The sequence below is a fragment of the Saccharothrix obliqua genome (assembly GCF_019375475.1).
GTDB lineage: Bacteria > Actinomycetota > Actinomycetes > Mycobacteriales > Pseudonocardiaceae > Actinosynnema > Actinosynnema obliqua.
The window spans coordinates 104369-116567 of record NZ_JAHXGQ010000004.1; the positions used below are offsets into that span (position 1 = coordinate 104369).

The window sequence follows — 12199 nt, forward strand, 5'->3', positions numbered from 1 at the left end:
CGGCTCGGCTAGCGGGGTGGTAGCGGCGGGTTGCCGCGCGGGCGGAGCCTGCCGTTGGGCAGGGCCGGGGCGGGCAGGCGGTCGCCCGGGTACCCGGCCACGCGGCCGAAGCGGTCGGACTCGGCCTGCCACTCGGCGCGGAAGCGGGCGATCTCGTCGTGGTCGCGGCCGACGAAGTTCCACCACATCACGATCTCCTCGCCGAACGGCCGGCCGCCGAGGAGCATCACGCGGGCCGGGCCCCCGCCGGGGTTCGCCAGGCGCAGCGCGTCGTGCCCGGGCGCGAGGTAGCCCAGCTCGGCGTGGTCGACCCGGGCGCCGGCCAGCTCCACCGCACCCCGGTCGACGAGGACGCCGTGCTCGAACCCCGGGTCGACGTCCAGCACGAGGTCGGCACCGGGCTCCAGCACGACCTCCGCGCCCAGCAGCGGCGTGAAGGCGGGCACCGGCGACGTCGTGCCCGCCAGCTCGCCCAGGAACACCCGGACCACCGCGCCGGGCAACGCCACCGGCTCGGGCACGTGGTGGCGGAAGTCGCGCGGCGCGTCCCGGTGCGCGTCCGGGAGGGCGATCCACAGCTGCACGCCGTGCAGCACGGTGGTGCCCGGCGTGGACACCTCGGAGTGGCAGATGCCGTGCCCGCCGGTCATCAGGTTCAACTCGCCGGGCCGCACCAGGGCGTGCACGCCGAGGCTGTCGCGGTGCTCGATCTCACCGCTGAACAGCCAGCTCGCGGTCTGGAGGCCGGTGTGCGGGTGCGGTGCCACGTCCATGCCGCCGGTCGCGGACACGTCGTCCGGGCCGTAGTGGTCGGCGAAGCACCACGCGCCGATCATGGACCGGTCCCGCTGCGGCAGGGTGCGGCGGACGGTCATCGCCCGCGGACCGCCCAGCGGCACGTCCCTCGGCGTCAGCACCTCGACCCGCGCGGCAGCCGCCCGCGCGGCGCACACCACCTCGGCGGGACTGGTCTCGGTGTTGCTCATCGCGCACGTCCGGGGCTCGTCACGACGGCCATGGTAGTTCCACGCTCAGGACCGCCAGGGCGGGAACGGGTCGTCGCGGTTCGGCCGGGTGGTGGTGTGCAGGTCGCCGTCCGCGCCGATCGCCAGCACCACCAGCCGGCCGGAGCCGTCCACCGCCGCCGCCGGGTGGTCCAGCGGCGCGCCGCCGATGCCCTGCCACGAACCACCCACGTCCGTCGCCACGCCACCGTCGGCCGCCCGGCCGACGAGCACGACGCCCCCGTGCGCGACCACCGCCGCCGGCCCACCCGGGCCACCGGGTCCGGGCGCCCGCTCCGGCGGCGACCACGTGCCGCCGGACCGCGTGGTGCGCGCCACCTCCCCGGTGTCGGCCACCCGCACCACGACCGTCGTCCGGTCGCCGTCGACGACCGCGACCGGCGGGCCGGCCGGGCCGATCCCCGGGAACCCCGCGTCCCACCCGCCGCTCCAGCGCACCACGGCCCGCCGGGTGCTCGCGTACACCTCCGGCACGCCGTCCGGCCCCGGCACGGCGCTCAACCCGTCCTGCACGTCCGAGCCGCCCAGGCCGCGCCAGTCACCCCAGCGGCCCTCGCCGTCCTGCTCGACCCGGCTCACCCCGCCGCTCGCGTCGCGGACGAACACCACCAGCCGACCGTCGCGGTGCGCGGCCACGGCCGGTGTCCCCAGCCGCGTCGCACCCGGCGGGCCCGGTGTCCCGAGCGCCGCCCACCCCCGGTCGTCGCGGCAGGTGATCTCGTCGCGGTCCAGCCGCCGCCCGCACACGGTGAGGCCGCCGACGCCACGACCGACCGCGAGCCCCGGCGCGAGCGGCCCGTCCGCGTGGTCGGGTTCCAGCGCCTCCCAGCGGTCACCGGACTGCCGCCAGCCGACCAGCTGCCTGCCACGCGCGGCGAACGCGCGCAGCGTCCCGTCGTCCGCGCGACCCACCCACGACGTGCCGCGGTCCCACCGGTAGTACAGGCGGCGCGCCCACCGGTCGTAGGGCGCGCCGCGGGCGAGCAGGTCGTGCTTCTGGTACGCGCCGAAGTCGGCGAGCTTGTCCTCCTGCTGCGCCGGGCTCAGGTTCACCGGGGCCGACTCGGTGTTGTAGTCCCGGTACGAGACCTCGGTCAGCACGGGGTGGCCCGACGTGCGGCGGTAGACCTCCGCCGCCGCGGCGGCGAACCGCGCGCCCATCACGTGGTCGGGGTGGTCGTGCCACGGCAGCCAGAACTCGTACCCCCACGGGTCCGGGTCGGCGTCCTGGGTGCGCAGCACGGTCGGGCGGAAGTCCGACATCAGCTCGGCCAGCACCTTGATCAGGTCGTTGCCGGTGTACCGGGACGACTCGGTCACCCGGCCGCCGGTGGGCAGCAGCGTGTCCACCGAGAAGGAGCCGCCCCGGTCGCGCCACAGCCTGCGCAACGCGCCCCGGCCGCCGTCCGCGCGGGCGTCGGCGTCCTCCGGCAGGTTCAGGAACGCCAGCGACACCTGCGGCCGGGCCTTGAGCGAGTACCGCTCACCGGTCCGCCCGCCCGCCAGCGGCAGCACCGCGCCGTCCCACTCGTCCGGCACGCCCGCCATTCGCGCGTAGGCCGCCCGCGCCCCCGCCTGGCGGGCCGCCGAGTAGCCGTTCGCGTCGGCTTCCTCCGCCTCGCCCGCGGTGAGGAACAGGGTCATGAGGCGGTTTCCGGAACGGACCGCGTCGCGCACGTCGGGATTCATGAACAAGAGGTCGTCGTCGTGGTGGGCGACCACCTGAAGGTATGCGACCTCGTCGGCGGCCGAAGGCGGTGCGGTAGGGTCCCCGCAGGCCACCAGCACCGCGAGCGCCAGTCCCACGAGCAGTGCCAACGGCCGTGCAACCGCCATGAACCGATGCCCCCAAGTCGCATTTACTCCCCTGCTGCGGCGGACAGGCTACCGACCGGAAGGCGACAGCGCGAAAACGGTGATCAAGGTGACGTCAGGCAACTCCGCAGAGCCGCCGCGCGTCACTCGTCAGTGGTATTCCAAGTAGGCGGAGAGTATTCGGCACGCATGTGCCGCGAGGGGTTTCGAGGGGACTTGTGCGGATCTCGGTGGTGGTCCCGTGCTTCAACGAGGAAGCCGGGCTCGACGATCTCTACGCGGAGTTGACGCGAACGCTGCCCGCGATGGGCGAGGACTTCGAGGTCCTGCTCGTCGACGACGGCAGCACCGACGGCACGCTGCCGCTGTTGCGGCAGCTCGCCGAGCGCGACCACAGGTTCAAGTACCTGGCGCTGAGCCGCAACTTCGGCAAGGAAGCCGCGATGCTGGCGGGCCTCGGCCACGCCACCGGCGATTTCGTGGCCATCATGGACGCCGACCTCCAGCACCCGCCGGAGCTGCTGGCGCGGATGGTCGACCTGGTGCGCACGGGTTACGACCAGGTGATCGCCCGGCGAACCCGCCGCGGCGAGGCACCGGTGCGCAAGCTGGTCTCCGCGTTGTACTACCGGTTGATCAACCGGGTGATCGACGTCGAACTCCAGAACGGCGTCGGTGATTTCCGGGTGCTCAGCCGCCGCGCCGTGCAGGCGCTGCTGTCGCTGGGCGAGTACAACCGGTTCTCCAAGGGCCTGTTCTCCTGGATCGGTTTCGACACCGCGGTCATCGACTACGAGAACGTGGTCCGCCAGAACGGGCGCAGCAGCTGGTCGTTCCGGAAGCTGCTCAACTACGGCATCGACGGCGTGGTGTCGTTCAACTCCAAGCCCCTGCGCGTCGCGATCTACCTGGGTGCGCTGGTCACCGCGGTGGCGTTCGGCTACGCGATCTGGGTGCTGGTGAACGCCGTGCGGCACGGGGTGGACGTGCCCGGCTACGTCACCCTGATGTGCGGCGTGCTCGTGCTGGGCGGGCTGCAACTGCTGTTCCTCGGCGTCATCGGCGAGTACGTCGGCCGCATCTACTTCGAGGCCAAGCGCCGGCCGCACTTCCTGGTGAAGGAGTCGGCGGGCACCGGGCCCACGCCGGTGACGCTGCCGCTGGGCCCGGCCATGCCCGAGCACGCCGCGGAGGCCGTCAACCAGATGGTGGCCGGGCCGTTCACCGAGCGGACGCCGCGGTGACCGCCAAGCTCGGTCGCATCGTCCGGTTCGGACTCGTCGGCGTCGTCAACACCGGCGTCTACTACGGCCTCTACCTGGTGCTGCGCCTGCTGCTCCCCTACCTGGCGGCACACGTCGTCGCGTTCGTGGTGGCCATGGTCGGCTCGTACTTCCTGAACTGCTTCTTCACGTTCCGGACCAGGCCGTCGCTGCGGACCTTCCTGCTGTTCCCGCTGTCCAACGTGACCAACTTCGTGGTCACCACGGCCGGCCTGTACGCCCTGGTGACGTGGTTCGACGTCAACCAGCGGATCGCGCCGCTGCTCGCGGCGGTGGTCGCGATCCCGTTCACGTTCATCGTCGCGCAGCTGGTCCTGCTGGGCCGCCAGAAGCCGGCCGCGGCACCGATCAGGGAAGAGGAACGCACGTCGTGACGGCGCTCGTCCACCGACCGGCGCGCAACCCCCTGGTGGCGCTCGGTGTTTGCGCGGCGGTCGTGCTGATCGCCCAGATCCCGTTCCTGCGCAACCGCCTGTTCTACGTGTGGGACGACAGCGCGGTGCAGTTCCTGCCCACCTGGCACCACCTGGGCGACCGGCTGCTGGCGGGCGACTGGCCGCCGCTGCTGGACCTGGACAGCTGGATGGGCGGCAACATCGCCGCCGAGGCGTTGTTCGGCATCTGGAACCCGGTGAACCTCGCCAACTACGTGCTGGTGTCGCGGTTCGAGGACCTGGCCGTCGCCGCCGTGGTGGTGAAGACCGAGTTCCTGGCGCTCCTCGCGCTGGGCGTGTACCTGCTGTGCCGGGAGTACGGCGCGGGGCGCGGCGCGGCGGCGGTCGTCGCGGTGGCGCTGCCGTTCAGCGGGTTCACCCTCTACTACGACGCGGCGACGTGGGCGGCCGGGCTGATGGCCTTCACGTGGCTGCCGTTCACCTGGTGGTCGGCGCGGCGGATGGCGCGTAGCGCGGGCAGCCCGCTGTGGCCGTTCCTGTTCGGCGCGCTCGCGGTCACCACCGGCAACCCGTACGGGCTGCTCGGCGTGTGCGTGGTGATGGCCGCGCTGCTGGTGGAGACGTGGCTGCGGCGGGACCGGGCGGCAGTGGTGCGGCTGGTCGTGGTGGGCGGGCTGGTGGCCCTGCTGGTGCCGCTGGTGTACCTGCCGCTGCTGGGCAGTTCGTCGGTGACCGTGCGCGCGGGCCAGGGTTTCGCGAGCGACGGCGTGCTGATGCCGCGCCTGTCCGAGCTGCCGCTGATGAGCATGATCAGCCACCAGCCGATGATCCGCGGATTCGGGCAGAGCGTCCGGATGCTCACGCCCAGCGCGTACTTCGCGTGGTTCGTGGTGCCGCTGCTGCCGTGGCTGCACTGGGGCAGGCTCCGCACCGGGTGGCGCCCGCTGGTCGGCGTGTTCGCGGTCGCGGCGGTGTACCTGCTGCTGGCCGTGGGCCCGTCGAACCTGTGGATGTTCCGCTTCCCGTTGCGGCACCTGGAGGTCGTGTTCCTGGCGTTCGGCGTCGTGTTCGCGGTGCTGCTGACCGGCGGGCCGCGGCGGGACCACGTGCGGCGGCGGGTGCTGTGGACGGCGGGCGCGCTGGCGCTGCCCGCCTACCTGGCGTTCGCGGCCGGGCCGTGGCTGTGGCGCAACCACCTGGTCGCGGTGGCGCTGGGCGTGGTGGGCGTGGCGCTCGCGGTGGCGCTGGCCCGGTGGCGCGCGGTGGCGGGTTACGGCGTGCTGGTGCTCGGCGTGGCGGTGGCGCTGGCCGTGCAGACCGTGTGGTTCCCGTTCAACGGCGACGTCGCCGTGCACAAGTATTCGAGGTCGATCACCGAGCTGCGGGAGCGGACGCCGCCGCACCGGGGCGCGACGTTCCCGGTGGGCACGGTGCTGCCCGGCAACGTCGGCCTCGTCGCGGGCCTGACGTCGGTCGGCTCGTACACCGGCCTCCAGTTCCGCGACTTCGCCGCCGCGACGTGCATGGTCTACCACGGCGGCACGTGCGCGGGCAGCTTCGAGCGGATCTTCGCACCGACCGCGGTCGACGGCCGCCCGCTGGTCGACCTGATCCGCGTAGGCAGCGTCGTGGTGGAGAACGAGCTGCGCCCGGACGTCCAGCCGCCGCCGGGGTGGGCGGTGACGTTCCGGTCCGCGACGGAGACCGTGCTGACCCGCGAGCAGCCGCTGCCGTGGCCGAAGGGCCGCCTGTCGCACGCGACCGCGGGCGTCGAGGTCACCGAGGACGTGGCGCCGGACGACCGGGACGAGGCGGTGCGCTTCACCAAGCCGGCCGGCACCGCGGGGACGCTGGTGTTCGCGCGGCTCGCGTGGCCCGGCTACGCGGTGGAACTCGACGGCCGACCGCTGCCCGCGCGCCAGGGCCCGGCGGGGTTGCTCGCGGTGGACCTGCCCGCGGACGTCACGGGTGGCCGGCTCTCGATCCGCTGGACACCGCCGGGCCTGCCGCTGGGCGCCGTGCTGGCGGTGCTCGGCCTGCTGGGCGCGGTGGCGCTCGCCGGCCTGACCCGGTGGCGGTCGCGCCGCCGACCGGCGGCCGTGCCCGTCGAGGCGCCGCGCGAGCTGTCCGCGCTCAACGCCTGAGACCTCCCCGGCCGGCTGATCGGGACAGCCGGCCGGGGAGGGTCCTGTCAGGACAGCGGGGTGAGGATCGCCTTGAGGTCGCGGCGGCCGGCGATGCCGAGCTTGCGGTACACCCGCGACAGGTGGAACTCCACCGTGCGCACGGTCAGGTACTGCTCCTCGGCGATCTGCCGGTTGCTGCGGCCGGTGCGGGCCAGTTCCCCGATCTTGCGCTCCTGGCGGGTCAGGCCGCCCGCGCCGTCCAGCGTCGTCATCCTGGTCAACGCCGCCTCCGCGCGCTCCACCCACACCGCGTAACCCGCCTGGCGAGCGGTGTCGCGCACCGCCTCCAGGGTCTTGCGCGCCTCGCCGTAACGCTCCCGCGTGCCCAGCGCCAGCGCCAGGTCGTACTGGGCGTACAGCGACTCGCCCAGCGCCAGGTTGCCGTCCAGGGCGGACGCCGCGTCGCGCAACGCCTCCGGGTCCGCACCCGCCACCACGGCCGCCGCGTGCGACGCCATGCCGATCAGCCGCGGGTTGCCCCACCGGCGGGCCGCCGCCAGCTCCTTGGACACCAGGGCGCGGGCCAGGTCGGTGCGGCCCAGCGCGTTCGCGCACACCGCCGCCCGTGACCGCCAGGGCGCGACCGCCGGGTTCGTCACGCCCCACGCGGACAGCTCCCGACCGCAGTCGAGGAAGTCCTCCAGTGCCCGGTCGAACTGGCTGAGCGCGAAGTGCAGCGAACCCCGCGCCAGGAACAACGCGGCGCGGTCCTGCACGCCGGTCAGCGGACCCCCGAAGTCGTGCTCCAGCAACAGGTCGTGCGCGCGGTCCGACTCGCCCAGGTCGACCAGCGCGGCCACCAGCCACGCGACCGCGAGGCCGCGGACCTGCTCGCAGACGTTGCGCCGCAACGAACCCGCGAGCACCTTCGCCGAACCCGCCGGGTCGCCGCCCAGCCACATCAGGCGTGCCATCAGCAGCGCGACCACGCCCCGCGCGTCGCCGTCGCTCATCACGTCCGGGTCGCGCACCGCGCGGACGCAGTGCTCCATCGCCAGGTCGAGTTCGTCGCAGATGGCCAGTGCGACGATCGCGCACCAGAACGCGCCCGCGCCACGCCCGCCGGGCAGGGCGAGCAGCCGCCGGGCGGTGGCGATCGTCTCCTCCCGGTCGGTGCCCCGGTTGGCGAGCTGCATCGCCCGGATCGCGAGCCGCTGCTCCTCCGGCAGCGAACCCGGGTCCGGCCGGTCGCACTCGTCCGCGTCCGGCGCGGGACTGCCGGGCACGTACACCAGTCCGGCGAGCTGCGGTCCCCGCGCGCCGGACGGCGTGGCCAGGATGGCCTCGATCGCGTCGCGCACCATCTCGTCGGCCTCGCCCCACCGACCGCGCTCCACCAGGTCGGCCCGCGCCCGGCGCGCCTCCTCCAGCGAGAGCCCGCCCCACGCGGCGGGCAAACCCCGATCCGTCCCGCCACCTGCCGGTTCCACGTCTTGTTGCACCACGAACCCCCAACTCCCCGCAGTCGCGTGCGGCCGACCACGGGGTTTCCGTGTAGTGACTCGACGGTCTTCCCTGATCGAGCCTCCCGGTCGGCGCACGGTTCACCGGGGCGCGCGCCGGCCCCGCTCGGGGCCGGGCGCACGGGTCCGGTGCGGTGGGGCGCTCCACGCGGCGCGACCACCCGGCCGCGGCCCCGGGACCGGCGGCGGAAGCCGGGCTGGTGCGGGGGCTCACGGCGAAACCCGGCCCGCGGCCGGGTCGTCGGTGGGTGATCGCGGCCCGCGGCACTGCGGGCCGGAGGTGGTCGATCAGACCGGACGGAACGTCAACAGCACCACCCGTCCGGCAGCGGGCTCGCCTTCCGGTGCGAAGCCCGCCTCAGCGGCCACGCGGGTCCAGTCCGCCCACCCCCTTTCCCGACCGCCGAGAACGACCATCATCTCGATATCGGACAGCTTACCGAGATCGGGTACGCCTGATCGGGTGAGAACGTGGTTGACGATCAACAGCCGCGCGTCCCGATCGTCGCCGATGGCCTCGCGGACGCGGGTGAGGGCACGTACCGCGGCCGAGTCGTCCCAATTCTGCAGGGAGCGCTTGACGAGGTACGCGTCGAATCCTCCCGGCACCTTTTCGAAGAAATCCGTCTCAATCGCGCTCGCCCGGTCCTCGACACCGCGGCGGCGGAATTCCTCGGCCGCGCCGGCCACCGCCACCGGGTGATCGCACACCGCGCCTTCGAGGTCGGGGTGCCGCCGCAGCAGTTCCGCCAGGAAACTGCCGCGCCCGCCACCGACGTCGGCGATCCGCCGGTACCGGGCGAAATCGAGCCCCTCGAACAGCTCGTAGGTGTCCGGCCCGTCGTTCTGGGACATCGCGCGGTCGAACACGGCGGACGCCTCCGGGTCGTCCCGCAGGTGCTCGTAGAAGTGCCGGCCGAAGATGTGCTCGAACGCCGACTCGCCCGTGCGGATGGTGTGCGCGACGTTCTCGTGGGGTCGCCACATCATGGGATCGGTGAGGAGCAGCAGCACGTCCCGGAAACGCCCTTCACCACCGGTCCGCAGCCCCTCGCCGGCCGGCGACAACGCGTAGCGGTCCGTCTCGACCTCGTCCAGGAGCCCCGTGGTCGCGCCCGCGGCGAGCAAGCGGCCCAGGCGGGACGGGTCGACACCGGCCGCCGCGGCCAGTTCGCCCGCCGTCGCGGGTCCGTCCGCCAGCAGGTCGGGCACGCCCAGTTGGACGAGGGCGCGGATCGTGCCGATGGACCACTTGGCAGCCGCCAGGTGGAAGATCAGGCCACGCGGGTCGGACCGCGCCCCCGGCGGCAGCACCGGCTCGAACCCGGGATTTTCCGACTGCTGCTCGGCACCCATTTGCGTTTCCACTCCCTGGTTGTCGGCACTGCTCAGTAGGATTTGACGTGACCACCGTCGACGCGGATCACCGCACCGTTCACGAAATCGGCCAGAGGCCCCACCAGATAAGCCACCGCACCGGCCACCTCGTCCGGCGTCCCGTACCGACCGAGGTCGTTCGGCACCCATTCCTCGGCGGCCTTGCGCTCGATTTCCGAGAAATCGCTGCCCCATCCGCGCTCGGCCGCCACACCGGTCAGCCAGTCCCGCATGTACTCCACCATGATCGGACCGGGCGCGACCACGTTGGAAGTGACCCCGGTGCCTTTCAGGTCACGCGCGAGGGAAACCGCGAGGTTGTGCCGCGCGGCCAGCGCGGCGGAATATTGGGGTTGCATCGGCATCGGTTGCACGGCGAGCCCGCCGCCGATCTGCACGACCCGGCCCCAGCCCCGTTCCCGCATACCGGGCACGAAGGCGTGGATCATCCGCACCGCGGACACCACGTTCACCTGGTAGGACTTGGCCCACAGGTCGGGCGTCGCGGCGGCCCACGGCACCAGGTCCGTCGCACCCGCGTTGTTCACCAGGATGTCCACGGGGCCACCCTCGGCGGTCGCCCGCACGACACCTTCCGCGCCCTCGTCGGTGGCCAGGTCGCCGAGCGCGACGTCCACCCGCCTGCCGTGTCCCCGCAGCTTGTCGGCCAGCGCCTCGGTCCGCGCGCGGTCGCGGCCGTGCACGACGACGTCCGCGCCCTCGGCCGCGAGGATTTCCGCGATCGCCGCGCCGATACCCGAACTCGATCCCGTGACCAGCGCCCGCCGGCCGGTCAACCGCAAATCCATGAATACCCCCGGTCACCTCGGTCGTGGCACGGCCCCCGAATGGACGCACCGTGAAATCACGGCGCGTGACATCCGGGGGCCGCGTTACGCGCTAGCCGTCCACCCGCTCCAGCAGTTCATCGGTGATTTTCGTCAACCGCTCGGCGTCCTTCGCCGAGAACAGCGAGCTGCGGGTGCTGAGTTCGCTGTACATGTTGAAGGCGGTCAACGGCTGCTTGGGCGGGTTGTCCAGCAACCGGACGATCGGCGGCACCACCGCGGTGGCCGGTTTCGCCAACGCCTTCTGCTGCTCGATGTACGCCGCGGTCGGCGGGTCGAACTCGCCGACGAAACCGGTGGACGTGGTGCCCGGGTGGAACAGCACGTACCGCACCGGGCCGTCGCCGTACCGCTCGGCGAAGGTCACGCCGAGCAGGTCGTCCAGCCGCCCGGTCATGAACATCGCGTGCACGCCGTCGTAACCGCGCTCGCTCTGGAGGTCGTTCCAGGCGACCGGCGTGTCGTGGCCGGGGCCCGCGACGTTGACGATCACCGGCTTGTCCGTCTTCTCCAGCGCGGGCCGCAACCCGTAGCTGAACAGCAGCCTGCTCAGGTAGAACAGCGCGAAGTTGTCCTCGAAGCCGTCCGCCGTGACCCGGCGGTAGGTGCGGAAGAAGCGGGCGCACAGCACCAGGCCGTCGATCGCCGGGTGGTCGTTCAGGATGGAGTCCACGACCCGGCGGTTGTTGGCCACCAGGCTGAGGTCGGCCTGGATGTACTCCACGCTGCCCGGGGCGCGCTCGGCGGCGCGGACCAGCGCCGCGCCCTTCTCGGGGTTGGTGCCGAGGGCCACCACGTGGTCTCCCCTGGAGAACAGCTCGCGCGCCACGGCCGCACCGATGCCGTCGCTGGCACCCGTGATCACGTATGTCCTCGTCAAACCATGCTCCCTGGTTATGAATTTCGGTTATGAATCGGGCGAATTCGGCGACCACGGCCCGCCCACGCTCAACGCAGCACCTCGATGACGCGCGCGAACGCGCTCATCTCGGGTTCCAGGACGCTGAAGTAGCTGATACCGAAACGCTGCCGCGCCGCGTACAACTGCTCCGCGCATTCTTCGGGCGTTCCGACCAGCACGGACGGCAACTCGACCAACTGATCGGTGGTGAGGTCGAGATCATTCTGCCACACATCGGTCACCCCGTGGCCGCCACCCGGCGGCAATACCCGGTGGATGGGAATGTTCAGCTCGACCTGCCCGGCCCGGGGTCCGAGCAGCCCCCGGACGAATTCGACCCGGTCGCTGATCTCGGCCAGGCCGCCGAGCCGCAGGCCGTCGCCGTCGCGGCGCACCCTGGTCGTGCCGGTGAACGCGATGACGTCCGCCTTCTCCGCGGCCAGCCGCAGCACGCGGTCGCCGCGCCCGGCGATCATCACCGGCGGTCCGGGCTCGGCCTTGAGCCGGTCGACCGTCCGCTCCAGGTGCGCGACCCGCTCGGCCGCGCTGGTCCACGGCAGGCCCGCGGCGTCGAACTGGCTGCGGTCGTAGCCCGCGCCCAACCCGACCTCGACCCGGCCGCCCGCGTACCGGTCGATGGTCGCGATGTCCCGCGCCAGCACGGTCGGCTGGTAGAACGTCGTGTTCAGCACGAGGGTCCCGATCCGGATCCGCTCGGTCGCCTCGGCGGCGAGCACCAGGGTCGGCAGCGGCGCGGGCATACCGAGGTGGTCGGACACGGACACCACGTCGAAGCCGAGTTCCTCGGCCAGCTTGACCTTCTTCACCCAGTCGTCCCGCTCGACGGGCGTGAACAGGCAGATGCCGAACCGGAACGGCCGCTCGGGCACATCGGACACGGGTTAC

At 72.7% G+C, this 12199-nt stretch carries 10 protein-coding genes; 3 read left to right on the forward strand and 7 right to left on the reverse strand.

Annotated features, from left to right (window positions below; translation table 11 throughout):
• Nucleotides 1-8: 8 nt before the first annotated feature.
• Together KZQ38_RS13985 and KZQ38_RS13990 are read right to left on the reverse strand one after the other, a co-directional pair.
• Nucleotides 9-986, reverse strand: a complete 978-nt coding sequence (locus KZQ38_RS13985; RefSeq protein ID WP_219442061.1) for a pirin family protein — start codon at nt 984-986, stop codon at nt 9-11.
• Between the two features lie 45 nt (nt 987-1031).
• Entirely contained in the window at nt 1032-2861 is a 1830-nt protein-coding gene (locus KZQ38_RS13990; protein WP_219442063.1) for a PIG-L family deacetylase, read from the reverse strand.
• 197 nt (nt 2862-3058) lie between these two features.
• On the opposite strand from KZQ38_RS13990, the gene KZQ38_RS13995 reads away from it, so the two are divergent.
• From KZQ38_RS13995 to KZQ38_RS14005, 3 genes are read left to right on the forward strand one after another with little or no spacing between them, the layout of a single operon-like run.
• A complete protein-coding gene (locus tag KZQ38_RS13995) occupies nt 3059-4084 on the forward strand; it encodes a glycosyltransferase family 2 protein (RefSeq protein WP_219442064.1) in 1026 nt (341 codons plus the stop codon).
• Nucleotides 4081-4497: a GtrA family protein gene (locus KZQ38_RS14000; RefSeq protein ID WP_219442066.1), complete on the forward strand. Its 417-nt coding sequence runs from the start codon at nt 4081-4083 to the stop codon at nt 4495-4497. Before KZQ38_RS13995 ends, KZQ38_RS14000 begins: the two co-directional genes overlap by 4 nt.
• Nucleotides 4494-6662 (forward strand): hypothetical protein, encoded by a 2169-nt coding sequence (locus tag KZQ38_RS14005; protein WP_219442068.1) that lies wholly within the window; start codon nt 4494-4496, stop codon nt 6660-6662. The genes KZQ38_RS14000 and KZQ38_RS14005 overlap by 4 nt, the downstream gene beginning before the upstream one ends.
• A gap of 47 nt (nt 6663-6709) precedes the next feature.
• On the opposite strand, the gene KZQ38_RS14010 is transcribed toward KZQ38_RS14005, so the two are convergent.
• The 5 genes from KZQ38_RS14010 to KZQ38_RS14030 form a co-directional block, all read right to left on the reverse strand.
• Nucleotides 6710-8101, reverse strand: coding sequence for a helix-turn-helix domain-containing protein (locus tag KZQ38_RS14010; protein ID WP_219442070.1), 1392 nt, complete (start codon nt 8099-8101; stop codon nt 6710-6712).
• Between the two features lie 354 nt (nt 8102-8455).
• A complete protein-coding gene (locus tag KZQ38_RS14015; RefSeq protein WP_219442072.1) occupies nt 8456-9523 on the reverse strand; it encodes a methyltransferase in 1068 nt (355 codons plus the stop codon).
• Between the two features lie 32 nt (nt 9524-9555).
• Entirely contained in the window at nt 9556-10353 is a 798-nt protein-coding gene (locus KZQ38_RS14020) for an SDR family NAD(P)-dependent oxidoreductase (RefSeq protein WP_219442074.1), read from the reverse strand.
• Nucleotides 10354-10444: 91 nt separating this feature from the next.
• Nucleotides 10445-11272, reverse strand: a complete 828-nt coding sequence (locus KZQ38_RS14025; RefSeq protein WP_219442076.1) for an SDR family NAD(P)-dependent oxidoreductase — start codon at nt 11270-11272, stop codon at nt 10445-10447.
• Nucleotides 11273-11340: 68 nt separating this feature from the next.
• A complete protein-coding gene (locus tag KZQ38_RS14030; RefSeq protein ID WP_219442078.1) occupies nt 11341-12192 on the reverse strand; it encodes a TIGR03621 family F420-dependent LLM class oxidoreductase in 852 nt (283 codons plus the stop codon).
• Nucleotides 12193-12199 lie beyond the last annotated feature (7 nt).